The organism is Bacillus sp. SDLI1, assembly GCF_001553895.1.
Taxonomy (GTDB): Bacteria; Bacillota; Bacilli; order Bacillales; family Bacillaceae; genus Bacillus; species Bacillus siamensis.
In genome coordinates this window covers 499332-526316 of record NZ_CP013950.1, presented here as the reverse complement: position 1 = coordinate 526316, position 26985 = coordinate 499332, and the positions used below count along the sequence as shown (strand labels likewise).

The following is a 26985-nucleotide window of genomic DNA, read 5'->3' as shown; positions in this document are numbered from 1 at the left end:
GTGTGGCAAAGAAAAAACGGAAATCTAAAAAGAAACAAGAGAGTAAGCTCAATCTAAAATACGAACTAAGCGGACTGCTCTGCGTTGCAATCTCGATTATTGCTGTTTTGCAGCTCGGCGTTGTGGGACAGACATTTGTGTACTTGTTCCGTTTTTTTGCCGGAGAGTGGTTTATTTTATGCTTAATTGCGCTCTTCCTTCTGGGAATTTCGCTGTTTTGGAAAAAGAAGAGTCCAAGTCTTTTAACGAGAAGGAAAGCCGGATTGTACTGTATTATCGCCAGTATTTTGCTGCTGTCTCACGTACAGCTCTTTAAAAATCTGTCTCATCACGGGTCGATTCGGTCCGCAAGTGTCATCGGCAACACGTGGGAGCTGTTTATGATGGATATGAAACAGCAGGCCGCCTCGCCTGATTTGGGCGGCGGTATGATCGGCGCGGTACTGTTTGCAGCTTCCCACTTTTTATTTGCATCAACGGGTTCACAGATCATGGCGATCGTGCTGATCTTAATGGGGCTGATTCTTGTAACGGGGCGTTCACTGCAGGAAACGCTCAAAAAGTGGACGAGCCCCGTCGGCCGGTTTATTCGCGGTCAATGGCAGGCATTTCTTGAGGATATGAAAACGGTCAGAACGAACATGTCTTCGCCGAAAACAAAAACCAAATCGGGCAAAAAACAAAAACGGGTTCAAAAGAAAAAAGAAGTGCCTGAGCCGGAAGAAGAGGATGAGGAAATCATTTCGCCGCTCATCCATTCAGAGCCTATTATTTCAAGCTTCTCAGACCGTCAGGAGAAGCGTGACGAACCGGTGATTCCTGAAGAGACGCAGGAGACGGCTCAAATGGTAAATGGAGAGCCCTCCGGCGGCGCTCAAGACAGTGACGAACCGGCGGCTGCGGCTCCGCCCATGACGTTTACAGAGCTTGAAAATAAGGATTATCAAATGCCTTCATTGGACATTCTGGCTGACCCGAAACATACAGGCCAGCAGACCGATAAGAAGAACATTTACGAGAATGCAAGAAAACTCGAACGGACTTTTCAAAGCTTCGGCGTAAAGGCAAAAGTGACACAGGTTCATCTCGGTCCGGCGGTCACAAAATATGAGGTCTATCCGGACGTCGGGGTCAAAGTCAGTAAAATTGTGAATCTGAGTGATGACCTCGCGCTCGCGCTTGCCGCGAAGGATATCCGGATAGAAGCGCCGATTCCGGGGAAATCAGCAATCGGCATCGAGGTGCCGAACGCTGAAGTCGCGATGGTTTCGTTAAAAGAAGTGCTCGAATCCAAGCTTAACGACAAGCCGGATGCGAAACTTCTGATCGGGTTGGGGCGAAACATTTCCGGGGAGGCTGTGCTTGCCGAACTGAACAAAATGCCCCATCTGCTCGTCGCTGGGGCCACGGGAAGCGGGAAAAGCGTCTGTGTCAACGGTATTATTACGAGCATCCTGATGCGAGCCAAACCGCATGAAGTGAAAATGATGATGATTGACCCGAAAATGGTTGAGCTGAATGTGTATAACGGCATTCCTCATCTGCTTGCGCCGGTCGTGACAGATCCGAAAAAGGCCTCACAGGCTTTGAAAAAGGTCGTCAATGAAATGGAGCGCCGCTATGAACTGTTCTCCCATACGGGCACGAGAAATATAGAAGGCTATAACGATCATATCAAGCGGTCAAATGCCGAAGAAGAAGTAAAGCAGCCCGAACTGCCGTACATCGTCGTTATCGTTGACGAGCTTGCCGATCTGATGATGGTCGCTTCTTCCGACGTGGAAGATTCGATTACGAGACTTTCACAGATGGCCCGGGCGGCAGGCATTCATTTGATTATCGCGACACAGCGGCCTTCAGTCGATGTCATTACCGGAGTGATTAAAGCCAACATTCCGTCGAGAATTGCCTTCAGCGTCTCATCTCAGACCGATTCACGGACGATTTTAGACATGGGCGGCGCTGAAAAGCTTCTGGGCCGCGGAGATATGCTGTTTCTGCCTGTAGGCGCGAATAAGCCGGTGCGGGTCCAGGGAGCATTTTTATCGGATGAAGAGGTTGAGCATGTCGTAGATCATGTCATCACACAGCAAAAAGCACAGTACCAAGAAGAAATGATTCCGGAAGAAACCGCGGAAACACACAGTGAAGTGACGGATGATCTGTATGACGAAGCGGTCGATTTGATTATCGGTATGCAGACGGCATCTGTCTCCATGCTTCAAAGACGGTTCAGAATCGGATACACGAGGGCCGCGCGTCTGATCGACGCAATGGAGGAACGGGGCGTCGTCGGGCCGTATGAAGGAAGCAGACCGAGGGAAGTACTATTATCAAAAGAACAATATGATGAGCTCTCTTCTTAAAAAGGAGAGAGCTTTCGCTTAAAATGATACCGCCAAAATCATTCCTATTTATTTTTTTATCAAAACATGATATAGTTGTCCCAATTGTTCAATAATTTATGAAAGTGGTTTACGGAGGGGAAACATGTCTACAAAAGCTGACAATCGTCACTTGTATTTAAAAGTGATTGAGCGAATCAAAGAGGATATACAAAACGGAATTTACACCGAAAAGGAAAAGCTTCCTTCTGAATTTGAGCTTTCAAAATCGATGGGTGTCAGCCGGGCAACTCTGCGTGAAGCTTTACGTATCCTTGAAGAGGAGCATGTGATTATCAGAAGGCACGGTGTGGGCACTTTCGTCCATACAAAACCGCTGTTTCTTTCAGGTATTGAACAGCTCAACAGTGTGACGAAAATGATTCAGCAAGCGAACATGGTGCCGGGTACGATTTTTTTGTCGTCTCAGGTTATTACACCGTCTGATGAAGATATCGCAAGATTCCGGCTTGAGCCTGAGCAGGAGCTTTTTTATTTGGAGCGCGTGAGAACGGCAAGCGGCACTCCGGTCGTTTACTGTCTGGATACGATTCCGATGGACATTCTGCCGAATTCTTTCTGTCATGAACAGGAGTCCATTTTTGATCTCTTGGAAAAAAACTCCGGATCTGTGATCAGCTATGCCGTTGCTGATATTGAACCGATCGGATACCACGATACGATTTCACCGGTTTTGGAATGCGAACCGGAGACGGCGCTTTTATTGCTGAAACAAACCCACTATAATCAGCATGATGAGCCTGTGCTGTATTCATTAAATTATTTCCGGGCTGATAAGTTCAGCTTTCATGTTGTCAGAAAACGTTTTTAAGACAGACGCGTCATGTGTCTGTTTTTTTATTTGCGCCGTTCGTACATACTTTGTTTGCCGCAAGGCACAATAAAACAGGAAACAACCAAGTATAGTGAATGGGTGAATAAGTTGAGTAAGAAGAAAAATGGAACGAAAAATATCATTGCTTTGGCTTCTGTACCGCTCGTCATGACACTCGGGAATTCGATGCTGATTCCCGTCCTTCCGATGATTGAAAAGAAGCTGTCCATATCGTCTTTTCAAGTATCGTTAATTATAACGGTATATTCGATTGTGGCGATTATTTGTATTCCGATTGCCGGATATCTGTCCGATAAATTCGGAAGAAAAAAGGTCCTTCTGCCTTGTCTTCTCATAGCCGGTGCGGGCGGCGCCATTGCTGCGATAGCTTCGACCGCATTCAAGCATCCATATCCCATTATCTTGGCGGGACGGGTGCTTCAGGGAATCGGTTCGGCAGGGGCGGCTCCTGTTGTGATGCCGTTTATCGGTGATTTGTTCAAGGGGGATGATGAGCGGATTACCGCGGGGCTCGGCGACATTGAAACGTCTAACACAGCCGGGAAAGTTCTAAGTCCGATTCTCGGGTCGCTCTTGGCTGCTTGGTTTTGGTTTATGCCGTTTTGGTTCATTCCGTTTTTTTCGCTCATCAGTTTTTTTCTCGTTTTGTTTTTGGTGGCAAAGCCGGAGAAACAAAAAGAAGTGCCTTCTATTTCCGAATTCGTGAAAAATGTGGGTCACATATTTAAGCGGGACGGCCGCTGGCTCTTTACGGTATTTATCATCGGCTGCGTGATTATGTTTTTGCTGTTCGGGGTTCTGTTTTATTTATCAGACTCGCTGGAGAAGAAGTACGGAATTGACGGTGTGGCTAAAGGAGCGCTGTTAGCAATCCCGCTTTTATTTCTATCCGTTAGTTCATATATAGCAGGCAGAAAAATCGGGAAAGACCAAGGCAGAATGAAGTTTTGCATTGTTTTTGGAATGAGTGCCGTGACACTGTCATTTATCGGCCTGTGGTGGAATCACAGTTTTTATTTATTATTTATCTTCCTCTGTGTAAGCGGTACCGGAATCGGAATGGCATTGCCGGCGTTAGACGCTGTCATCACAGAAGGCGTAGACAACGAGGAATCGGGAACCATCACCTCATTTTATAACAGCATGCGGTTTATCGGAGTAGCGGCGGGACCGCCGATATTTGCTGCGCTGATGTCAAATGCAGGCTGGCTGATTTTCATTTTATCCGCTTTTTTCGGCATTGTATCAGTATTTTTAGCGCTGTTAAATATCTCTTCACAAGCAAAAGAAAAAAAGGAATCATTAAAGACGGTGTAATCTGCACTGTCTTTTTTTATTTGATTCTGAATATTGACATGATACCGTCAGCTCGTTATTCTTTAATAGTTAAACATATTAACTACTATTAAAGGAGGGGGAAAAGGTGCATGAAGAAAAAGTAAAACAGCTCATTCAGCGTTATTCCGATGTATACCTGCACGTCTTAAAAAAAATTGACAGCATTATCGCCGAAAAAGTGAACAAAGAGCTGACATTGGATCAATATTACATACTCCGCTATATTATGCTCAATCCCGATTGCAAATCAATTGAACTGGCAGCGGTATGCCACGTCAACAAAAGCGCCATTACATCCATGACGAACCGCCTGTATGAAAAAGGATACATCAAAAGAGAACGGAGCCAAAGCGACCGCCGGAGCATTCTGTTAAACGTCACGGAAAAGGGGACGGAAGTATTTCACCGGGTGGAGCGGCGGATTGAGGATCTCGTCCGTTCATACATTATGCATTTTGATGAAGACGAGGCGGAAATGTTCGTTAATACATACGAAAAATTATATCGACTGATGATGACAGAGGAGGATCGGCAGACATAATGAAAAAGATTATCCAAGCCCGCTGGATCATCGCCGCGGCATGGATCGCCGCAACGGTGATATTTATGCTTACAGCGCCTGATATGGCTGAATTGACACGGGAGAAAGGCCAGATTTCCGTACCGGACGGATATTCCTCTTCTTACGCCCATAAACTGCTTGATGAAATGTCTGATTCAGACGCACCGTCTTCTTCAGCCGTCATCGTATTTCACGAGAAAGGCTTAATGACAGACAAAAAAGCTCGTTTGCCGGAGGCTGTGGACACTTTATCTGAACATAAAAAAGCGCTTCATATTAAAACGGTGACCTCATATTTCGGGGAAAAAAATGAAGACGTCAAGAAACAGCTGCTGTCAAAAGACAGACAAACGATGCTCGTTCAGCTTCAGCTTGATACATCAAAAAATGACATCATCAAAATAAAAGACAAAATTGATAAAGAACTGAAACCGTACGGCGTATCATACGGCATCACAGGCCAGTCCCTGATTGACGAAGATGTGTTAAAAAGCTCGCAGGACGGCTTAAAAAAGACCGAATATATTACGGTTGCCTTTATCCTGATCGTGCTGATTCTTGTATTCCGGTCAGTGGTTGCACCGTTTGTGCCGCTTTTATCTGTATTAATTTCTTATTTAGTCAGCCAGTCCATTGTCGCATTTTTAGTCGATCAGCTGGATTTCCCGCTCTCAACCTTTACGCAGATTTTTATGGTTGCGATTATGTTCGGAATCGGCACCGACTATTGCATCCTGCTTCTCAGCCGCTTTAAAGAAGAACTGTCTCACGGCGCTGATATAAAAGAAGCGATCGTTGTGACCTATAAAACGGCCGGAAAGACGGTTTTATACAGCGGCGGAGCGGTATTGATCGGATTTGCCTGCATCGGATTTGCGACATTTAAACTGTATCAGTCGGCAGCAGCCGTTGCGGTCGGCGTCGCGGTGCTGCTGCTTGCACTCATGACGATTGTGCCGTTTTTTATGGCTGTTTTAGGAAAAAGACTGTTTTGGCCTGTAAAGGGCGATATTTCCCATCCGCAAAGCAAAGCATGGGAAACGGCAGGGCGGTTTTCATTTAAAAGGCCGCTCATCAGTCTGGCAATCGTGGCGGTATTCACCGTCCCGCCTATCCTTCTTTACAAAGGCGCTCTATCTTACAACAGCCTTGACGAAATCGGGGATAAATATGAATCCGTCCGCGCGTTTAATACAATTTCAGACGCATTCGGACCCGGAGACCTTCTGCCGGCGACAGTTGTCATCAAAAATGACGACAAATTAAATACTGAGAAACACCTGATTGATATCGAAAAAATCAGCAGAGAACTTGAAAAGACAGAGGGTGTGAAAACGGTCAGAAGCGCCACGCGCCCTGCGGGAAACGGATTGAATCAATTATTTGTCACAAATCAGGCAAAACAGCTTCAAGAAGGGCTTGATAAAGGCAATACAGGACTTGAAAAAATAACGGACGGTTTAGGGCATGCCGCAAAGTCGTTAGCTGATTCACAGCCGCAGATCGAAGAGTCGGGAAAAAGCGTCAATCAGCTTATTGACGGAACACTGTCTCTGAAATCCGGGCTTTCTGATATAGGAGAAAACCTGAATAAACTGCAGGCGGGCGTCAATAAGAATAAAGCCGGCGTCGCTCAAATGAGAAAGCAGATTGAAGAACAGAAACAAATGCTCTCTATGCAGCTCAGCCAAAACAGCGGTCTCGCTTCAGAAACGCAAAACGCTTTAAAGCTGGTCAAAACCGTTCTGCCAATGAAAAATGAAGCGAGCAGGCAGCTTGCTGATTTGAACAAACAGCTTAACCGGCTGCCGTTTGCAAAACTGGAAGCATCGATACCGGCAGTGAAAGCTGATCCGTCCTATCAAGTGATCAAATCGGCTTTTACAGATGTACAGTCAGCCGTTTCCAAAGCAAATAGAGACGCAGAAGCGTTTTCTAAAGAGGTTGACAGTCAAAAGGATCATCTGCAGCAAGCGGAAAAACAATTTTCCCGACTGTCAGCCGCCCAGAAAAAAATTGACACCCAAATTAACGCAATGATTAACGGTCTGACCCAAATTGAAAATGGCCTTCAGCAAGTGTCAGACGGCCAGGGGGCTCTTGCCGGACAAATGCCGCGCCTTGAATCGGCGGCAGGGCAGCTCGCGGAGGGGCAGAAAAAAATGCAGAGCGGTCTCGGTGATTTTTCTTCCCAGCTCAGCAATCTTTCTTCTGGACTTAACGATAGTGTAAAAGGGCTTAAGCAAGTGTCGAGCGGCATGATGGGGGCGAATGATTATCTGGGTGAGCTTCATAAGGCGTCAGACAAAGAAATGGCCGGCTGGTTTGTGCCGAAAGAAGCCTTGGAAAACAGCGATTTCACAAGCGTGTTTAATACGTACATGTCAGATGACAGAAAAACGACAGAATTAACCGTCGTTCTTGATAACAACCCTTATTCAAATACGGCTATTCAAGATATTGAAGCGATCAAAGCGAGCGTTAAAAGAATCATTCCGAACACCGATCTGAAAAATGCCTCTTTCGGCGTCTCCGGGGTTTCCAGCATGAATGCCGATTTAAAAGAAGTATCGGATTCAGATTTCAAACGGACGGCAATGTTTATGTTGGCGGGTATTTTTCTGATTCTCATCGTGATGCTGCGCTCCCTCATTATGCCGGTTTATTTAGTGGCTTCGCTCGTCCTGACGTATTTCGCATCCATCGGGGTGACGGAATACATCTTTACTCACTTCTTCGGGTATCCGGGCGTAAACTGGGCCGTGCCGTTCTTCGGCTTTGTCATTCTGATGGCTCTTGGTGTGGATTATTCCATCTTTTTAATGGACCGTTTTAATGAGCTGAAAAAAGAAGGAACGGAAGCCGCGATGATCAGCAGTATGAAAAATATGGGCTCGGTCATCATTTCGGCGGCCATTATTTTAGCGGGAACCTTTGCGGCCATGCTGCCGTCAGGCGTTCTTTCCCTTTTGGAGATTGCAACCGTGGTATTAACCGGCCTCCTCATGTATGCAATTGTTGTCCTTCCGTTTTTTGTACCGGTCATGGTGAAAATCTTCGGAAGAGCCAACTGGTGGCCTTTCAATTTGAAAAAATAACGTACAATGCCTCTGCCTGTTTTCGGGCAGAGGTTTTTTGTTTCCTTATAAATCCTCCAGTTGATATAATTACATCTGCACACTCTTTTTTGCGAATGCTGAGTTTTGGTCATAATACATACTATTAAAGAATGAACGAAGGAGGTTTCACATGACTTACGTAAATGAAATGAAGTCAAAGCACGGCGGAATCACCGCCCACATCGTAAAGACTGAGAAATTTAAAACCGTTTCACTGACGTTTAAAATGCTGGCTCCTTTAACGAAAGAGCTCGTAACAAAAAGGGCGCTGTTTCCTCATGTGCTTCTCCGCGGTACAGAAAGCCGGCCGAAAACCGCTGATTTGCGTTCTTACTTCGATGAGCTGTACGGGACATCCGTTTCCGCTGATCTGACAAAAAAGGGAGAACGTCATGTTATTACGTTCCGGCTTGAGATTCCCAATGAAAAATATCTGAAGGACCGCACACCATTATTGGAAAAAGGGCTTCAGCTTTTATCAGAGCTTGTCTTTTCGCCTGCTTTGGAAAACGGCGCCTTCCTGCCCCTTTATGTCACGCAGGAAAAACGGACGCTGAAACAGCGGATTCAAGCCGTATATGACGATAAAATGAGATATTCTAATCTCCGTCTCGTTCAGGAAATGTGCAAAAGCGAACCGTATGCCCTTCACGTCAACGGCGAGATCGATGATGTCGAACACATTACGCCGCAAGATCTGTATGAAGCCTATCAAAAAGCCATCCGCGAAGATCAGCTGGACCTGTATGTCATCGGTGATGTTGACACAGATCAAGTGAAAACAGCTGTTGATACGTATTTTAAAACGGACGAACGGGCGCAGCAGCCTTTAGAAAGAAGCACGGCGAATGAACAGCCTGACCCGAAGGAAGTCATTGATGAAGAGGACGTCAAACAAGGCAAACTGAATATCGGATTCCGGACCAATACGACATACACAGACCCGGACTATCCGGCATTGCAAGTGTTTAACGGGCTGTTCGGAGGTTTCTCTCATTCAAAGCTGTTTATAAATGTCCGTGAAAAAGCGAGTCTCGCCTATTATGCAGCCTCAAGGGTGGAAAGCTTCAAGGGGCTCCTGATGGTCATGTCAGGCATTGAAGTGAAAAATTATAAGCAGGCCGTCACCATTATTGAAGAACAATTTCAAGCTATGCAAAACGGTGACTTTTCAGACGACGATATCGCCCAAACGAAAGCCGTTATTAAAAACCAAGTGTTAGAAACGATTGATACGGCATACGGCTTAGCGGAATTTCTGTATCAGCAGGCTTCAGCCCAAGTGGAGATACCGATCGAAACTTTCCTTGACAATATCGAGAAAGTGACGAAAGAGGACATTATCAATGTCGGAAAGAACATCAAGCTGGATACGACTTATTTCTTAAAAGGGACGGGGGGAGCATCTTGACTAAACCGATAAACTACGAACAGCTGCAAGAAACGCTGTATCATGAAAAAATGGCAAACGGCCTTGATGTCTATGTGCTGCCGAAACAGGGCTTTAATAAAACATACGCCGTGTTTACGACAAAGTACGGTTCCATTGACAATCAGTTCGTTCCTTTAAATAAGGAAGAAATGGTTCACGTCCCTGACGGAATCGCGCATTTTCTTGAGCATAAACTGTTTGAAAAAGCGGACGGCGACGTGTTTCAGGACTTCAGTAAGCAGGGGGCGTCGGCAAATGCCTTTACTTCATTTACACGAACCGCTTATCTGTTCTCCAGCACTTCAAATGTAGAGAAAAACCTGGAAACACTCGTGGATTTTGTTCAGGATCCGTATTTCACGGAAAAATCAGTGGAAAAAGAAAAAGGCATCATCGGCCAAGAAATTAACATGTATGATGATAATCCGGATTGGCGGCTGTTTTTCGGCCTTATCGAAAATATGTATAAAGACCACCCCGTGAAAATTGACATTGCCGGAACGGTAGAAAGCATCTCACATATTACGAAAGATCTGCTGTATGAGTGCTATGAAACATTTTATCACCCGAGCAATATGCTGCTCTTTATCGTCGGTCCCGTTGATCCTGAAGCGATCATCAGCCAGGTGCGGAAAAACCAGGAGAAAAAGCCGTTTACAGATCAGCCTGAAATCAAACGTGAAGAAGTTCAGGAGCAGGAAGCGGTTTTCCGCCGGGAGCAGGAATTAAAAATGAACGTCCAAGGCTCAAAATGTCTTGTCGGCTTAAAGGCGAAAAACCCTTATAAAACGGGGCGGGAGCTGTTGAAGCACGAGCTCAGCATGAACCTCATGCTTGAATGTCTCTTCGGAAAAAGCTCACCGCATTACGGCGACTTGTACGACAAAGGCTACATTGATGAAACCTTCAGCTTTGATTATACGGCTGAATACGGATTCGGTTTTGCCTCTGTCGGAGGAGATACACCGGAGCCGGATAAGCTTGCTGACGAATTAAAACAGATGCTGCTTGATGCGGGATCAGCCGTGACTGCGGAAAAGCTTGACCTGGCGAGAAAAAAGAAAATCGGGTCATTTTTAAAAGCGCTCAATTCGCCTGAATACATCGCCAACCAATTCACGCGTTACGCCTTTTTAGATATGAGTCTGTTTGATGTCGTAACTGTACTGGAGCAGATCACCCTGGAAGACGTAGAGCGGGTCATTAAAGAAGAAGTGTCAGAAGACAGGCTGACAGTCTGCAAAGTCGTGCCAAAATCATAAAAAAACATCCCTCACGCCCTGAGGGATGTTTTTCTGGGGAAAGAAGGAATGTTGATTGATGAAACAGACAGCGCTCGTCACCGGAGCAAGCGGCGGAATCGGACAAAGTATAAGTGAAGTCCTCGCAAAAAACGGATATGACGTGCTTTTGCATTATCATTCTAATAAAGAAGCCGCACACAGGCTTGCGGAAAGATTGAGCGCATCATTCGGTGTAAAAGCCTCTATTATTCAGGCGGATCTGTCCTCACCGGAAGGCGCGGAGACACTCAGCCGCTCCGTTAAACAGCCTGTGGACGCTCTGATATTAAACAGCGGCAAAAGTCATTTCGGCCTGATTACGGACGTGACGGATGACATGGCGCGGGAGATGGTGCAGCTGCATGTGACGAGCCCGTTTTTGCTGGCGCGTAATCTGGTGCCCGGCATGATCCGGAAAAAAAGCGGAGGCATCGTCGCGATCGGTTCCGTATGGGGAGAAACAGGCGCATCGTGCGAAGTGTTATACAGCATGGTCAAAGGAGCGCAGCATTCGTTCGTCAAAGCGCTTGCCAAAGAGCTCGCTCCGAGCGGCGTCCGCGTGAACGCAGTCTCGCCGGGCGCCGTTGATACGAATATGCTTGATCAGTTTACGTCTGATGAAAAAGAAGCATTGGCAGAGGAAATACCCGCGGGCCGGCTGGCAAATCCCGGGGAAATCGCCGAAGCGGCAGCGTTTTTATTATCGGAGAAGGCTTCCTATATTACCGGACATATATTATCGGTAAACGGCGGCTGGCACTGCTGAAAAAAATGTGTGTATAGTTTGCATCTGCACGGACAAAATAATTTTGTAACAACAGATGAAATGGAGGAAGCCAACATGTCAGTATTAGAAAACTGGGATAATTGGAAGAATTTCCTTGGCGACAGATTGAACTATGCACAGGAAAAAGGGATGAGTGATGAAACGGTCACTGATCTCGCTACAGAAATCGGCGGTTACCTTGCGAACGAAGTCGACTCGAAAAACCATCAGGAAAAAGTGCTTGCTGATCTTTGGAGCGTTGCTTCTGAAGATGAACAGCGCGCCATTGCAAATATGATGGTGAAGCTTGTTGAAAATAACAGCACTCATTAAGAGGGGAGGATTTTCTCCTCTCTTTTTTTATGTTTTCCTCTATAGAGCAACATTCTTCTTTCTAATTAGAGAAAAATGTTTTATGATAAAGGAAGGTAAAAATTTTGCCACAATGGAGGGGGTATATCATTTGGCAAAGCTCGAATGGTATTTTGAATATGAAATTCAAGTGAACCGCCCCGGCCTGCTCGGGGATATTTCATCTCTTCTCGGGATGCTGTCAATTAATATTGTCACAATTAACGGTGTCGACCTTTCCAGAAGGGGAATGCTGCTCAGATGCCGGCATATAGATCAAATTAAACGATTGGAATCAATTTTAAAAACAATGGAGACCATTAAAGTAACGAAGCTGAGAGAACCGAGGCTTCGCGACCGTCTCGCAGTCCGTCACGGAAGATACATTCAGCGTGATGCCGATGATAAAAAAACCTTCCGCTTTGAAAGGGACGAGCTTGGCCTTTTGGTTGACTTTATGGCTGAGCTGTTTAAAAAAGAAGGACACAAACTGATCGGAATCCGGGGAATGCCGCGGGTCGGAAAAACGGAGTCCATCGTTGCCTCAAGCGTCTGCGCCAGCAAAAGATGGCTTTTCGTATCTTCAACGCTGTTAAAGCAAACGATCCGCAGCCAGCTGGTTGCCGATGAATACAGCACGGAAAACGTATTTATCCTTGATGGCATCGTTTCGACAAGACGGGGCTCTGAGCGCCATCTTCAGCTCGTCAGTGAAATTATGAGGCTCCCGGCGACAAAGGTCGTGGAGCACCCGGATATTTTTGTTCAAAATTCGGAGTATACGCTCGATGATTTCGATTATATTATCGAACTCAGAAATGATCCTGACGAAGTCATTACATATGAACATGCAGAAGAACCGCAAATATTTGATCAGACCGGTTTTTCAAGCTTTGATTTTTAATATTGGAAGGTGTTTGTTGTGACAGAATTAGCAATCCGGCTTAAAGAAGCCAGAGAGGAAAAAGGGATGTCATTGGATGAACTCCAGGCGGCGACGAAAATTCAGAAAAGATACTTAACCGCTCTGGAAGAAGGCTCCTATGATGTCATTCCCGGCAATTTTTATGTGCGGGCGTTTATCAAGCAATACGCTGAAGCTGTCGGGCTTGATTCAGACCAATTATTTGAAGAATATAAAAAAGACATCCCGAACACGTATCATGACGATGTGTCGGAGAAAATCTCCGGTCTCGCCATGCAAAGGGAGCTGCCTAAGTCCTCAAAGGCGGCGGAATGGCTTCCGACCGTTCTTATTGTCATCGGTGTGATTATCGTCATTGCGATCCTGTATGCGATTATTCAGTTTGGAATAAGCAAGTCCGGGCAGACTGACAGCAATAAGGCCGTCACCCAAAGTGAGAGCAAGTATGAGATTCCTAAGGATTCTGCGCTGAAAAACGACGGCAATACAAATGACGGAGCGCAGACTGACAGCAAAAAAGACAAAAAAGCGCCAGAGCAGAAAAAGAAAGAAAAGAGCAGTGAAAAGACAGAGATCAAAGCGGCCGGAACAGAAGGCTCCGCTTCTTCATACAACGTTTCCGGAGCTGATAAGTACAAGCTTGAACTGATTGCTTCCGACAACGCTTGGATCCGCGTCCGGGATGACAGCGGCGGTTCATTAAAAGAAGGGACGCTGCAAAAAGGCGAAACCTACAAAAAAGACATCACAGATCAAAAGCAGATTGAAATACGCACGGGCTATGCCCCTAACCTGAAAATTAAAATCAACGGAGAGGTTCTGTCCTATGAACTCAATCCGCATGATGTGATGGCGCAGACCATAACAATCAAGATGAAAAAATAAAAGGGGAAAAGTCATCTGAACGATTAAGATGACTTTTTCTTCACGTCCGAGTACATATTATTGGAGGGGCTTTATGTTTAACTTACCGAATAAAATCACACTGGCAAGAATCGCTTTAATTCCTGTATTTATGATTATCATGCTTGTTCCTTTTCAGTGGGGCAGCCTTCATATAGGGGATGAATCGATTCCGGTCGCACATCTTACGGGAGCTGTTTTATTCATTATCGCATCAACGACTGACTGGGTGGATGGCTACTACGCCAGAAAGCTGAACCTCGTGACAAACTTCGGGAAATTTTTAGATCCGCTGGCTGACAAGCTGCTTGTGTCTGCGGCATTAATTACGCTTGTGCAGTTTGACCTTGCGCCGGCGTGGATGGTCATCGTCATCATCAGCCGCGAATTTGCCGTAACGGGACTAAGACTTGTGCTGGCGGGAACGGGGGAAGTCGTAGCCGCCAATATGCTGGGAAAAATTAAAACATGGGCTCAGATCATCGCTGTTGCAGCGCTTTTACTTCATAATCTCCCGTTTGAGCTCGTTTCTTTCCCGTTCGGGGATATCGCTTTATGGGTGGCCGTGCTCTTCACAGTCATTTCCGGCTGGGATTATTTTGCGAAGAACTGGGATGCGTTAAAAACATCTAACTAAGAAAGAAGGACTTGAACATGGAAATAGCAAAAAAAGCGGAAATCATTGCAGTCGGCTCAGAGCTTCTGCTCGGCCAGATCGCCAATACGAACGCTCAGTTTATCAGTAAAGAGCTGGCGGAAATCGGCGTAAACGTGTTTTACCACACCGCTGTCGGTGACAATCCGGAGCGGCTTAAGCAAGTCATCCGCACTGCCGAAGAGCGCTCGGACCTGATTATTTTTTCAGGCGGCCTCGGACCGACCAAGGACGATTTAACAAAAGAAACCATTGCAAACACAATGGGACGCCCGCTCGTTCTGAATGACGAAGCGTTCCGGTCGATTGAAGAGTATTTCGCGAAAACAAAACGGACCATGTCGCCGAATAACCGCAAACAGGCGCTCGTTATTGAGGGCTCGGACGTTTTGGCGAATCATTTCGGCATGGCGCCGGGAATGCTTGCAGAGCACGGATCAAGGCTTTATATGCTGCTTCCCGGACCGCCGAGCGAGCTGCGTCCGATGTTTGAAAATGAAGCGAAGCCGCTGCTTCTTAAAAAGCTCGGTTCAAATGAGAAAATCGTTTCAACCGTGCTGCGGTTTTTCGGAATCGGTGAATCTCAGCTTGAAGCTGATTTAGAAGATATCATTGACGCGCAGACGAATCCGACGATTGCGCCGCTTGCCGCTGACGGTGAGGTCACGCTGCGTTTAACGGCGAAACATGCCGATGAAAAAGAAACAGAACGGCTTTTAAAAGAAACGGAAGCCTCCATTTTAGAACGTGTCGGTGAATTTTTCTACGGATATGATGATACGTCCCTGGTGAAGGAGCTTTCAAAAGCATGCAGACAGAACGGAATCACGATTTCCTCTGCCGAAAGCTTTACAGGCGGACTGTTTTCAGAGTGGGTGACTGATTTAAGCGGCGCGTCTCAACTTTTTGCAGGGGGCGTTGTCTGTTATTCCGACAGCGTGAAACAGCATGTGCTCGGCGTGAAAGCTGAGACGCTGGCAGATAGCGGAGCGGTCAGCAAAGAGTGCGCGCGCGAGCTTGCCGCCGGTGTCAGAAAGCTGACCGGAAGCGATATCGGTATCAGCTTTACCGGAGTTGCGGGCCCGGATCCGCAGGAAGGGCATGCCCCGGGCCGTGTCTTTATCGGCATTTCCGCGGAAGGAAAAGAAGAGGTGCATGAATTTAACTTTGCCGGATCAAGAACCGGAATCAGAAAGCGCGCCGCTAAATACGGCTGCCATCTCATTTTAAAAATGCTGGATCAAAAATAAAGTTTTAAAAGGGCATTTTCTCTGATTTTTAATTTTTACGAAGGGAATTATGTTCTTTTGAAGAAAAGCGAACGCGGAAAAAATCCGAATATGCGTTCGCTTTTTTCTTGGCAAATGTCAGTAAACAAGGTATAGTATATGTAGTGGCAAGATAAAGGAGGAAAAAAATAAATGAGTGATCGTCAGGCAGCCTTAGATATGGCTCTTAAGCAAATAGAAAAACAATTCGGCAAAGGTTCCATCATGAAGCTCGGGGAAAAAACGGATACAAGAATTTCAACGGTGCCGAGCGGCTCCCTTGCACTTGATACCGCTCTCGGAATAGGCGGATACCCACGCGGACGGATTATTGAAGTGTACGGACCTGAAAGCTCAGGTAAAACGACCGTAGCGCTTCACGCCATCGCTGAGGTTCAGGAAAAAGGCGGACAGGCAGCATTTATTGATGCTGAGCATGCCCTTGATCCTGTTTATGCGCAAAAGCTCGGTGTCAATATCGAAGAGCTGCTTCTGTCTCAGCCGGATACGGGAGAGCAGGCGCTGGAGATTGCTGAAGCGCTGGTGCGAAGCGGAGCTGTTGATATCGTAGTCGTTGACTCTGTTGCGGCGCTTGTTCCAAAAGCTGAAATTGAAGGTGACATGGGTGACTCACACGTCGGTTTACAGGCGCGTCTCATGTCTCAGGCGCTCCGTAAGCTTTCCGGGGCCATCAATAAATCTAAAACAATCGCAATCTTTATTAACCAGATTCGTGAAAAAGTCGGCGTTATGTTCGGAAATCCGGAGACGACACCGGGCGGACGCGCGCTGAAATTCTATTCTTCCGTGCGTCTTGAAGTGCGCCGTGCCGAGCAATTAAAGCAGGGCAACGACGTGATGGGGAATAAAACGAGAATTAAAGTCGTAAAAAACAAAGTCGCTCCTCCGTTCCGTACGGCTGAAGTGGACATCATGTACGGTGAAGGAATCTCCAAAGAAGGGGAAATCATCGACCTTGGGACTGAACTTGATATCGTGCAAAAAAGCGGCTCGTGGTATTCTTATGAAGAAGAACGCCTCGGACAGGGCCGTGAAAATGCCAAGCAGTTCTTAAAAGAAAATAAAGACATCATGCTGATGATTCAAGAACAAATCCGTGAACATTACGGTTTGGACAATAACGGTGTTACGGAAAAATCGGAAGAAACTCAGGAAGAGCTTGAATTTGAAGAATAAAAGCACGATCAAAAGGGCGGAATAAGCAATTTCCGCTCTTTTTTTGTGTGTTTAAAAAAACACTGGCTGTTTCGGAAAATTTTATCTGAAATGTTACAACTTTTTTCACCCTTCACTCGTCTAACATCATGGCGAAAGTTGAAATTATATCTGAGGAGGAAAAAAGATGACGAGCCCCCGCCGCACAAGAATTAACAAAAAAAGAAAGAAGAAATTGATGAAAACGGGAGGGCTGTTTCTTTTTCTGCTGCTTGTCACTGTTTTTATTATGATCTGGACCGTCACAGCGCATCACCGGGAGAAGGATTCTGTTAAAAGTGCTCCCGCCGCTCAATCTGATTCTTCAAATGACCAGACTCAACAAAAAAAAGAAAAGACGCAAAAAGAGAAAACACCTAAATCAATCGATCACAATAAACGGATCAGCAATTACTTGCAACAGATCGGGTTCAGCGGCACAGCAATGGTCGTAAAAGATGGAAAAGTTGTGCTGAAAAAAGGTTTTGGCTATGCGGACCGAAAACAAAAAATCAAAAACAATCCGGAAACATCATATTATATCGGTTCTTCACAAAAGGCGTTAATTGCGACGGCTGTCCTGCAGCTTGAAGAAAAAGGGCTGCTTCAGACGAGTGACCCCGTCAGTACATACTTGCCGAATTTTCCTAACGGCACGCGCATCAAACTGAAAAACCTGCTCAATCATACGTCCGGCATAAACGGACATATTGAGGGTCAGGGACCGATTTCTCCCATTGATTTAATTAAGGATATAGAATACCGCGGAATTAAACGGCAGCCTGGGGTTTGGGATTACAGAGATTCCAATTATTCAGTGCTCGCCTATATCGTATCTCAGGTCAGCGGGGAGTCATACGAACAATATATAAAAGACCACGTATTCAAACCGGCCGGAATGAAGCATGCCGGATTTTACAAAACATTTGCTGAAGCCAAATATCCTGCCGTCGGCTACAAAGTTGATGAGAGCGGACAGCTTGTAACGCCTCACATTTTGGACCTATCGCAGCTGTATGGGGCGGGCGACATGTATATGAGTGCTGAAGATCTTTATAAATTTGATAAAGCGGTCGTCAACGGCACGCTCCTTTCAAAACAAAGCTTTACAAAAATGTTCACAGCCGGAAGCAGTTCCGCTTACGGCATGGGATTTTACATTGATCCGGGAAGCTATTCCAATCACGGTGTGATGCCCGGTTACAACATTTTGAACAGCTTCAGCCATTCGGCAGGCAAATATGTCATTTTACTGTCAAATATTCAGAATAACGCCAAATTAGGGCAGGTAAACAATAGAATTTACCAATTGCTTAACCAGCCGGACTAGACGAGCCGTCATTTGCGAAAAGCAGATGAAGGTGTGGTATGATATATACATGGCGAAGATTCTGAGCCGAAGGCGAATCGTTAAGCTGGCAAGCTTGACAAGTATTTCCGACACAATTACAATGAAGTTGTAACATTTGTTTTTTTAACATGATTGTTAAACCATTTAAACTTGACAAGGGCATGAGAGATTCATTCCCTGTGAAGGTTCTGTATGTTGAGAAAATCTGACAATGTACATGCCGGCACTTATTTAAGCAACAACCAAGTTCATAGCAAGAGGAGGTGAAAGTATGACCCTAATGACGGTTCTCATCTCCATTTTGCTGACTCTGCTCGGTTTAGTTGTTGGCTACTATGTTCGTAAAACCATTGCCGAAGCAAAGATTGCGGGCGCACGCGGTGCTGCCGAGCAAATCCTTGAAGATGCAAAGCGTGATGCTGAAGCACTGAAAAAAGAAGCTCTGCTTGAAGCAAAGGACGAAATCCATACACTTCGAATAGATGCTGAACAGGAAGTTCGTGAAAGACGAAATGAGCTTCAAAAACAAGAAAACCGTTTACTTCAAAAAGAAGAAAATCTTGACCGTAAACATGAAGGAATTGATAAACGGGAAGCGATGTTGGAGAAGAAAGATCATTCTCTGAATGAACGACAACAACATATTGAAGAGATGGAAAGCAAAGTGGATGAGATGATTCGTATGCAGCAGTCAGAACTCGAACGCATTTCGAGCCTGACACGGGATGAAGCGAAACAAATCATTCTTGACCGGGTTGAAAATGAGCTTTCACATGATATCGCCATCATGACAAAAGAAACCGAAAACCGTGCGAAAGAAGAGGCGGATAAAAAGGCGAAAAACATTCTGTCGCTTGCTTTGCAGCGCTGTGCAGCAGATCATGTTGCCGAAACGACGGTATCGGTCGTCAATCTTCCGAATGATGAGATGAAAGGACGTATCATCGGCCGTGAAGGGCGTAACATCCGTACGCTTGAAACGCTTACAGGTATCGACCTGATTATTGATGACACCCCTGAAGCAGTCATTCTTTCCGGATTTGATCCGATCAGACGGGAGACGGCAAGAATCGCTCTTGATAAACTCGTGCAGGATGGCCGTATTCACCCGGCGCGCATTGAAGAAATGGTTGAAAAATCCCGCCGCGAGGTTGATGACTATATCCGGGAAATGGGTGAACAGACGACGTTTGAAGTCGGCGTTCACGGACTTCATCCGGACCTGATCAAGATTCTCGGCCGATTGAAATTCCGTACAAGCTACGGGCAAAACGTACTGAAACATTCCATGGAAGTGGCGTTTTTAGCCGGTTTAATGGCTTCTGAACTTGGAGAAGATGCAAAGCTTGCCAAGCGGGCCGGTCTTCTGCATGACATCGGAAAAGCAATTGACCATGAAGTGGAAGGAAGCCACGTGGAAATCGGAGTGGAGCTTGCGACCAAATATAAAGAGCATCCAGTCGTCATTAACAGTATTGCGTCACACCACGGAGACGAAGAGCCGACTTCCATTATCGCCGTTCTGGTCGCTGCCGCTGATGCACTGTCAGCCGCACGACCGGGTGCGAGAAGTGAAACGCTCGAAAATTATATCCGCAGACTTGAAAAGCTTGAAGAAATCTCCGAGTCTTACGAAGGTGTTGAAAAATCATTTGCGATTCAGGCCGGCCGTGAAGTTCGCATCATGGTGAAACCGGACTCCATTAATGATTTAGAAGCCCATCGTTTGGCGCGTGATATCCGAAAACGAATTGAGGACGAGCTTGATTATCCGGGCCACATTAAAGTGACCGTGATCAGAGAAACTCGAGCCGTAGAGTATGCAAAATAAAGTGATGCTTAGCGCATCACTTTATTTTTTTGAGCCCCAGAAAAGAAAGGAATGGAATGTATGAGAATTTTATTTATCGGGGATGTTGTCGGTTCCCCGGGCCGCGACATGGTAAAAGAATATGTCCCGAAACTGAAAGCGAAACATAAACCGCATTTTACGATTATTAACGGAGAAAATGCAGCACACGGAAAAGGACTGACGGAAAAGATCTACCATAGCCTGATGGAAGCCGGAGCCGATGCCATTACAATGGGAAACCATACGTGGGATAAAAGAGAGATCTTTGACTTTATTGATGATGTGCCGCATCTTGTCCGGCCGGCGAACTTCCCGGAAGGTACGCCGGGAAAAGGCATTACCTACATTAAATCGAACGGAAAAGAGCTTGCCGTCATGAATTTACAGGGACGGACGTTTCTTCCGCCGCTTGATGATCCGTTTGCTAAAGCGGATGAGTTAATAGAAGAAGCGAAAAAGCGCACACCGTACATTTTTATTGATTTTCACGCCGAAGCGACAAGCGAAAAAATTGCGATGGGCTGGTACACAGACGGAAGAGCCTCTGCCGTGGTTGGCACGCATACACACGTACAAACTGCAGATAACCGCATTTTGCCGAAAGGAACGGCATATATTACTGATGTAGGCATGACGGGTCCGTACGACGGAATCCTCGGTATGGACAGAGAAACGGTCATCAAGCGGTTTAAAACCAATCTTCCTGTCCGGTTTACCGTTGCGGAAGGGAAAACAACGCTGAGCGGAGTGCTCATCGACATCGACGAGCAAACGAAAAAAGCCGTAAATATCGAACGGATTTTAATCAATGATGACCATATGTTCTTTGAATAGGTGATCATGTGTTTATTTTATAAAAATATTAAAAGGAAAAGCAGGAATATAGCAACTTCTTAGTGAATATAGTAGAAATGGAAGGTAGCCCGCTATTTTTGAAAAGCATTGTGGGGATGGCTTTTTGGATAGCAACATCTAATAATGATTGTTCTAATGAACACTCACTTATCCATTGTAAAACTAAGGGGGAGCAGAAATGGAAATCTTAAAAGTTTCAGCAAAATCAAGTCCAAATTCAGTGGCAGGCGCGCTTGCGGGCGTATTGAGGGAACGCGGAGCCGCCGAAATTCAAGCAATTGGGGCGGGTGCCTTAAATCAGGCTGTTAAAGCGGTTGCGATTGCCAGAGGCTTTGTCGCGCCAAGCGGCGTAGATTTGATTTGTATTCCGGCTTTTACAGATATACAGATTGACGGAGAAGAAAGAACGGCGATTAAGTTAATCGTCGAACCCCGTTAAACCAAAACCTGTTCATTCTCAACCTGCTTGCATAAGGCGAGCAGGTTGTTTTTATTGCTGTCATATTTTCTCACAATATTATATTGATAGTACGAAGAGATGATAAACGGCTTTATTCATATAATATTCAAAAAAAATCCCGCCCATTTTTCCGGACGGAAGCAATTGTATTTACTGAATGGACACTGCTGTTTACCTCCTTCTTAAGCCATGTTACAATCCAGTTATTACAGTGTTTTTTTGAGGGGGAGTGTACATGTTGGAAGGAAAGATGAAAGCTGTCGTTAAAAATGAAAACGCTTTCGGAGCAACTTTGAAAGAAATTTCCATACCTTCCATTAATGAGAATGAAGTTCTCATTAAAGTACAGGCCGCATCTATATGCGGTACAGATGTGCATATTTATAATTGGGATCAATGGGCGCAGGAACGAATCAAAACACCTCAAGTATTCGGACATGAATTCAGCGGTATCGTAGCAGAAACAGGCAAGCACGTCACAAATGTCAAAACAGGCGACTATGTATCGGCGGAAACCCACTTCGTCTGCGGAACTTGTGTCCCCTGTTTAACAGGAAAACATCATGTGTGCACTCATACAAAGATCCTTGGCGTGGATACAGCCGGATCCTTCGCTGAATATGTCAAAGTGCCGGCTCAAAACATTTGGAAAAACCCTGCTGACATGGATCCTGCAGTCGCCTCAGTTCAAGAGCCGCTTGGCAACGCGGTGCACACGGTGCTGGAAAGCGGCCATCTGGCGGGCGGCACCGCTGCAATTATCGGCTGCGGGCCGATCGGACTCATGGCGGTGGCTGTGGCTAAAGCGGCCGGCGCATCCTGCATTGCGGCCATTGATAAAAATGATTACAGACTGGCTCTTGCAAAAAAATTAGGAGCCGAAATTACGATTTCAGCTGACAAGGAAGATCCGCTTAAGGTCATTGATGCCTTAACGGGCGGAGAAGGAATAGACCTTGTCTGCGAAATGTCAGGCCACCCTGCAGCGATAATACAAGGATTAAAGATGGCGGCCAATGGAGGAAGATTTCATATGCTGAGTCTGCCGGAACACCCGGTGACGATTGACCTGACAAATGACGTGGTGTTTAAAGGGCTGACCGTTCAGGGCATCACAGGCAGAAAAATGTTTGAAACATGGCGTCAGGTATCGCATCTGCTTGAATCCGGCCTTGTTGATCTGACTCCGGTGATTACCCATCAGTTTCCGCTTGAAGAATTTGAAAAAGGATTTGACCTGATGAGAAAGGGCCAGTGCGGCAAAGTCATTTTGATTCCATAAAGGGAGGGTTCTATAATGAAAGAATTTGAATATCTAAAAGCAGAGCTTGATAAAATGAAAGAAAATAACACATGGCAGCAAATGAAACAAATTGAAACGAAGCAGGGGCCGTCGGTGGCAGTCAAAGGGGAGAACGTGATTCAGCTTTCATCGAACAATTATCTCGGTCTGACGTCGCACCCAAGGCTTGTCGAAGCGGCCAAACGCGCTGCGGAGGAATTCGGAGCGGGTACGGGGTCCGTCCGGACAATCGCGGGAACATTTACGATGCACAATGAGCTGGAGAAGAAACTGGCAGACTTTAAAAAAACAGAAGCGGCACTTGTTTTTCAATCAGGATTTACAACCAATCAAGGCGTTTTATCAAGCATTCTTACAAAAGAAGATATCGTGATATCTGACGAATTGAACCATGCTTCCATTATCGACGGGATCAGGCTGACGAAAGCAGATAAAAAGGTGTACCGCCATGTCGATATGGACGATTTGGAAAGGGTGCTGAAAAAGTCAATGAATTACCGCATGCGCCTCATCGTCACGGACGGCGTATTCTCAATGGACGGCAACATCGCTCCATTGCCTGACATTGTCAAACTTGCAGAGGCGTACGATGCTTTTGTCATGGTTGACGATGCACATGCTTCCGGCGTACTCGGAAAAAACGGAAGGGGAACGGTTAATCACTTCGGGCTTGACGGAAGAGTCCACATTCAGGTGGGCACATTAAGCAAAGCCATCGGGGTTCTTGGCGGATATGCTGCAGGGTCGCAGGTTCTGATCGATTACCTGCGCCATAAAGGCCGTCCTTTCTTATTCAGCACGTCTCATCCGCCTGCGGTAACGGCAGCATGCATAGAAGCCATTGACGTCCTGCTGGAAGAGCCGGAACATATGGAAAAGCTATGGGAGAACACGGCGTATTTCAAAGACAAACTGGTTCAAATGGGGCTGACTCTTACAAAAAGCGAAACACCGATCGTGCCGATATTAATAGGTGAGGAAGAAAAAGCCCAGGCATTATCAGACCTTTTATTGACCCGCGGCGTCTTTGCACAAAGCATCGTGTATCCGACCGTCGCTCAGGGAAAAGCGAGAATCCGCACCATTATTACAGCGGAGCATACAAAAGAGGAGCTTGACCGGGCGCTTGAAGTGATCCGTTCAGCGGCAAAAGAGCTTCAGCTTGTATAAGAGGGAAATGATTCCCTCTTTTTATTTCTTATTGATTCTTATTCTCAATAAGGTGTACAATAATAGGCTGGCGGTTGTGCCAAACGCTTTTAACCAGTATACTTGAGGGTGGAAGTTTCGGTTGAAAGGAGACATTCGAACATGAATGAAAAGCAAAAGCAGGAAAGCGGACAAGTAAATCCAGCGGACAAAAAATCCGAAAAGGATTACAGTAAGTATTTCGAAGCCGTATATATTCCGCCTTCTTTAAAAGATGCGAAAAAACGGGGCAAAGAATCCGTTCAATATCATAACGATTTTAAAATCTCAGAAGAATTTAAAGGTCTCGGCGAAGGCAGGAAGTTTTATATCCGCACGTACGGATGCCAAATGAACGAGCATGATACGGAAGTCATGGCGGGTATTTTTATGGCGCTCGGTTATGAAGCGACAAACTCGGTCGATGATGCGAATGTCATTTTATTAAACACCTGCGCCATCCGGGAAAATGCTGAAAACAAAGTGTTCGGTGAGCTCGGCCATTTAAAAGCGCTCAAAAAAAATAATCCGGATCTGATTCTGGGTGTATGCGGCTGTATGTCACAGGAAGAATCAGTCGTAAACCGCATCCTTAAAAAGCACCCGTTTGTCGATATGATTTTCGGCACGCACAACATTCACCGCCTGCCGGAACTGTTATCAGAAGCCTACTTATCAAAAGAGATGGTTATTGAAGTGTGGTCGAAGGAAGGGGATGTCATTGAAAACCTTCCGAAGGTCCGCAACGGGAAAATTAAAGGCTGGGTCAACATTATGTACGGCTGTGATAAGTTCTGCACATACTGCATCGTGCCGTATACCCGCGGAAAAGAGCGGAGCCGCCGTCCTGAAGAAATCATCCAGGAAGTCAGAAGACTTGCAAGCGAAGGCTATAAAGAAATCACGCTGCTCGGTCAAAACGTTAATGCGTACGGAAAAGATTTTGAGGACATGACGTACGGACTCGGTGATTTAATGGACGAACTGCGTAAAATTGATATTCCGAGAATCCGGTTTACGACGAGCCACCCGCGTGACTTTGATGACCATCTGATCGAAGTGCTCGCCAAAGGCGGCAACCTGCTTGACCATATCCATCTTCCGGTTCAATCAGGAAGCTCGGCGATGTTAAAAATGATGGCGCGCAAATATGACAGAGAACGCTATTTGGAGCTTGTCGGAAAAATTAAAGCAGCGATGCCGAACGCTTCACTTACTACCGATATCATTGTCGGTTTCCCGAATGAAACGGATGAACAGTTTGAAGAAACGCTTTCGTTATATCGCGAAGTGGAATTTGACAGCGCATATACGTTTATCTACTCTCCTCGTGAAGGCACGCCTGCAGCGAAGATGAAAGACAATGTTCCGATGAGGGTCAAAAAAGAACGTCTTCAGCGCCTCAATGATTTGGTGAAAGAAATTTCAGCCAAAAAAATGAAGGAATATGAAGGCAGGACTGTCGAAGTATTAGTTGAGGGAGAAAGCAAAAATAACCCTGACATTCTTGCCGGCTATACGGAAAAAAGCAAGCTCGTCAACTTCAAAGGGCCGAAAGACGCCATCGGCAAGATTGTACGCGTCAAAATCGAACAGGCGAAAACATGGTCGCTTGACGGTGTGATGGCAGGAGAAGCAATCGAGGTGAAATAATAATGACGCTTTACTCTAAGAAAGACATTGTCCAGCAGGCAAGAAACCTTGCGAAAATGATTTCTGAAACAGAAGAAGTTGATTTTTTCAAACGCGCCGAGGCGCAGATTAATGGAAATGAAAAAGTCTCTGCGATTATTAATCAGATTAAAGCTCTGCAAAAGCAAGCCGTTAACCTGAAGCATTATGAAAAGCTTGAAGCTTTGAAACAAGTGGAAAGTAAAATTGACGCCCTGCAGGAAGAGCTTGAAGGAATTCCGATCATTCAGGAATTCAGAGATTCCCAGATTGAGGTCAATGATCTTCTTCAGCTTGTCGCCCATACGATTTCCAATCAGGTGACAAATGAAATCATTACGTCTACCGGCGGCAACCTGCTGACAGGAGAAACCGGTTCAAAAGTAAAACATTCGAATAACAGCTGTTCTCTTTAAACACGGGGCCATCATCGGCCCGTGTTTTTTTGTCGATTTAGAACTAATTATTATATGTACTAAATATTCATCATATTGCCGTTTCGGCCCACTTTCCCTCAAAAAGTTTTATCAGACTTAAAAGTAAAGTTTCTGGGCAGGGCTGCATACAATGAAACAGAAACTTTGTATTTTTATATTTTTATTATAAAAATGCACATGAGACAAATGCCCAGCATAAGATAACACGAAGAAGAACAAGGAGGCCTATCGGAATGTCTGAATACAGGGAAATTATTACGAAAGCGGTAGTTGCGAAAGGCAGAAAATTCACCCAGTGCACGAATACAATCTCACCTGATGAAAAACCGTCAAGTATATTGGGCGGCTGGATTATCAATCACAAATATGATGCCGAAAAGATCGGGAAGACTGTAGAAATTGAAGGGTATTATGATATAAACGTCTGGTACTCTTACGCTGATAATACAAAAACGGAAGTTGTAACCGAGAGAGTGAAATATGTTGATGTAATTAAACTCAGATACAGAGATACTAATTACTTAGATGACGAACACGAAGTCATTGCCAAAGTGCTGCAGCAGCCGAATTGCCTTGAAGTCACCATTTCTCCTAACGGAAATAAAATCGTCGTTCAGGCCGAGCGGGAGTTTTTAGCGGAAGTGGTCGGGGAAACGAAAGTAGTCGTAGAAGTAAATCCAGACTGGGAAGAAGACGATGATGATGATTGGGAAGACGATCTTGACGAAGAATTAGAGGACATTAACCCTGAATTTTTAGTCGGAGATCCTGAAGAATAAGCAGAGGCTGGGGGAGTCAGCACCCCAAGTCT

The 26985-nt window shown here is 45.7% G+C and carries 23 protein-coding genes; all 23 read left to right on the top strand.

The genetic code is table 11. The features are described 5' to 3' along the window. Positions 1-2 precede the first annotated feature (2 nt). Positions 3-2366: an FtsK/SpoIIIE family DNA translocase gene (locus tag AUL54_RS02215; RefSeq protein ID WP_060962768.1), complete on the top strand. Its 2364-nt coding sequence runs from the start codon at positions 3-5 to the stop codon at positions 2364-2366. Positions 2367-2490: 124 nt separating this feature from the next. Then, a complete protein-coding gene (locus tag AUL54_RS02210) occupies positions 2491-3216 on the top strand; it encodes a GntR family transcriptional regulator (protein ID WP_060962767.1) in 726 nt (241 codons plus the stop codon). A gap of 171 nt (positions 3217-3387) precedes the next feature. Then, the gene (locus AUL54_RS02205; protein WP_101605610.1) at positions 3388-4557 is read left to right on the top strand and encodes a bacillibactin exporter BcbE; all 1170 of its coding nucleotides are present in this window, start codon (positions 3388-3390) and stop codon (positions 4555-4557) included. A 106-nt stretch (positions 4558-4663) separates the two neighbouring features. Continuing rightward, on the top strand, positions 4664-5119 hold the full coding sequence (locus tag AUL54_RS02200; protein WP_060962765.1) for a MarR family winged helix-turn-helix transcriptional regulator: 456 nt from the start codon (positions 4664-4666) through the stop codon (positions 5117-5119). Next, positions 5119-8238 (top strand): MMPL family transporter, encoded by a 3120-nt coding sequence (locus AUL54_RS02195; protein WP_060962764.1) that lies wholly within the window; start codon positions 5119-5121, stop codon positions 8236-8238. The genes AUL54_RS02200 and AUL54_RS02195 overlap by 1 nt, the downstream gene beginning before the upstream one ends. Positions 8239-8389: 151 nt before the next feature. Next, on the top strand, positions 8390-9670 hold the full coding sequence (gene yfmF, locus AUL54_RS02190) for an EF-P 5-aminopentanol modification-associated protein YfmF (RefSeq protein ID WP_060962763.1): 1281 nt from the start codon (positions 8390-8392) through the stop codon (positions 9668-9670). Then, positions 9667-10953 (top strand): EF-P 5-aminopentanol modification-associated protein YfmH, encoded by a 1287-nt coding sequence (gene yfmH / locus AUL54_RS02185; RefSeq protein ID WP_016936068.1) that lies wholly within the window; start codon positions 9667-9669, stop codon positions 10951-10953. The genes yfmF and yfmH overlap by 4 nt, the downstream gene beginning before the upstream one ends. A 58-nt stretch (positions 10954-11011) precedes the next feature. Next, positions 11012-11740, top strand: a complete 729-nt coding sequence (ymfI, locus tag AUL54_RS02180; protein WP_060965039.1) for an elongation factor P 5-aminopentanone reductase — start codon at positions 11012-11014, stop codon at positions 11738-11740. A gap of 75 nt (positions 11741-11815) precedes the next feature. After that, the gene (locus tag AUL54_RS02175) at positions 11816-12073 is read left to right on the top strand and encodes a DUF3243 domain-containing protein (RefSeq protein ID WP_060962762.1); all 258 of its coding nucleotides are present in this window, start codon (positions 11816-11818) and stop codon (positions 12071-12073) included. Between the two features lie 130 nt (positions 12074-12203). After that, positions 12204-12995, top strand: a complete 792-nt coding sequence (locus tag AUL54_RS02170) for a DUF3388 domain-containing protein (RefSeq protein WP_007409819.1) — start codon at positions 12204-12206, stop codon at positions 12993-12995. Between the two features lie 18 nt (positions 12996-13013). Then, positions 13014-13901, top strand: coding sequence for a helix-turn-helix domain-containing protein (locus AUL54_RS02165; RefSeq protein ID WP_047474929.1), 888 nt, complete (start codon positions 13014-13016; stop codon positions 13899-13901). A 73-nt stretch (positions 13902-13974) separates the two neighbouring features. Next, positions 13975-14556 (top strand): CDP-diacylglycerol--glycerol-3-phosphate 3-phosphatidyltransferase, encoded by a 582-nt coding sequence (pgsA, locus tag AUL54_RS02160; protein ID WP_016936065.1) that lies wholly within the window; start codon positions 13975-13977, stop codon positions 14554-14556. A 17-nt stretch (positions 14557-14573) separates the two neighbouring features. Continuing rightward, positions 14574-15824 (top strand): competence/damage-inducible protein A, encoded by a 1251-nt coding sequence (locus tag AUL54_RS02155; RefSeq protein WP_060962761.1) that lies wholly within the window; start codon positions 14574-14576, stop codon positions 15822-15824. A 171-nt stretch (positions 15825-15995) separates the two neighbouring features. Further along, positions 15996-17039 carry a recombinase RecA gene (recA, locus tag AUL54_RS02150; protein WP_015417498.1) on the top strand — a complete coding sequence of 348 codons (1044 nt, stop codon included), beginning with the start codon at positions 15996-15998 and terminating at the stop codon, positions 17037-17039. A gap of 166 nt (positions 17040-17205) precedes the next feature. After that, positions 17206-18387: a serine hydrolase domain-containing protein gene (locus tag AUL54_RS02145; RefSeq protein ID WP_060962760.1), complete on the top strand. Its 1182-nt coding sequence runs from the start codon at positions 17206-17208 to the stop codon at positions 18385-18387. 292 nt (positions 18388-18679) lie between these two features. Then, positions 18680-20239 (top strand): ribonuclease Y, encoded by a 1560-nt coding sequence (rny, locus tag AUL54_RS02140; protein WP_016936061.1) that lies wholly within the window; start codon positions 18680-18682, stop codon positions 20237-20239. 60 nt (positions 20240-20299) lie between these two features. Further along, the gene (locus AUL54_RS02135; protein WP_060962759.1) at positions 20300-21094 is read left to right on the top strand and encodes a TIGR00282 family metallophosphoesterase; all 795 of its coding nucleotides are present in this window, start codon (positions 20300-20302) and stop codon (positions 21092-21094) included. 199 nt (positions 21095-21293) lie between these two features. Further along, positions 21294-21554, top strand: coding sequence for a stage V sporulation protein SpoVS (gene spoVS, locus AUL54_RS02130; protein ID WP_003154135.1), 261 nt, complete (start codon positions 21294-21296; stop codon positions 21552-21554). 256 nt (positions 21555-21810) lie between these two features. Next, positions 21811-22857, top strand: a complete 1047-nt coding sequence (gene tdh / locus AUL54_RS02125) for an L-threonine 3-dehydrogenase (RefSeq protein WP_060962758.1) — start codon at positions 21811-21813, stop codon at positions 22855-22857. Between the two features lie 12 nt (positions 22858-22869). Next, on the top strand, positions 22870-24048 hold the full coding sequence (locus AUL54_RS02120) for a glycine C-acetyltransferase (RefSeq protein ID WP_101605494.1): 1179 nt from the start codon (positions 22870-22872) through the stop codon (positions 24046-24048). Between the two features lie 141 nt (positions 24049-24189). Next, entirely contained in the window at positions 24190-25719 is a 1530-nt protein-coding gene (miaB, locus tag AUL54_RS02115) for a tRNA (N6-isopentenyl adenosine(37)-C2)-methylthiotransferase MiaB (RefSeq protein WP_003154116.1), read from the top strand. Positions 25720-25721: 2 nt separating this feature from the next. Next, positions 25722-26153, top strand: a complete 432-nt coding sequence (locus AUL54_RS02110; RefSeq protein ID WP_060962756.1) for a regulatory iron-sulfur-containing complex subunit RicA — start codon at positions 25722-25724, stop codon at positions 26151-26153. 254 nt (positions 26154-26407) lie between these two features. After that, positions 26408-26953 (top strand): outer spore coat protein CotE, encoded by a 546-nt coding sequence (gene cotE / locus AUL54_RS02105; protein ID WP_016936056.1) that lies wholly within the window; start codon positions 26408-26410, stop codon positions 26951-26953. Positions 26954-26985 lie beyond the last annotated feature (32 nt).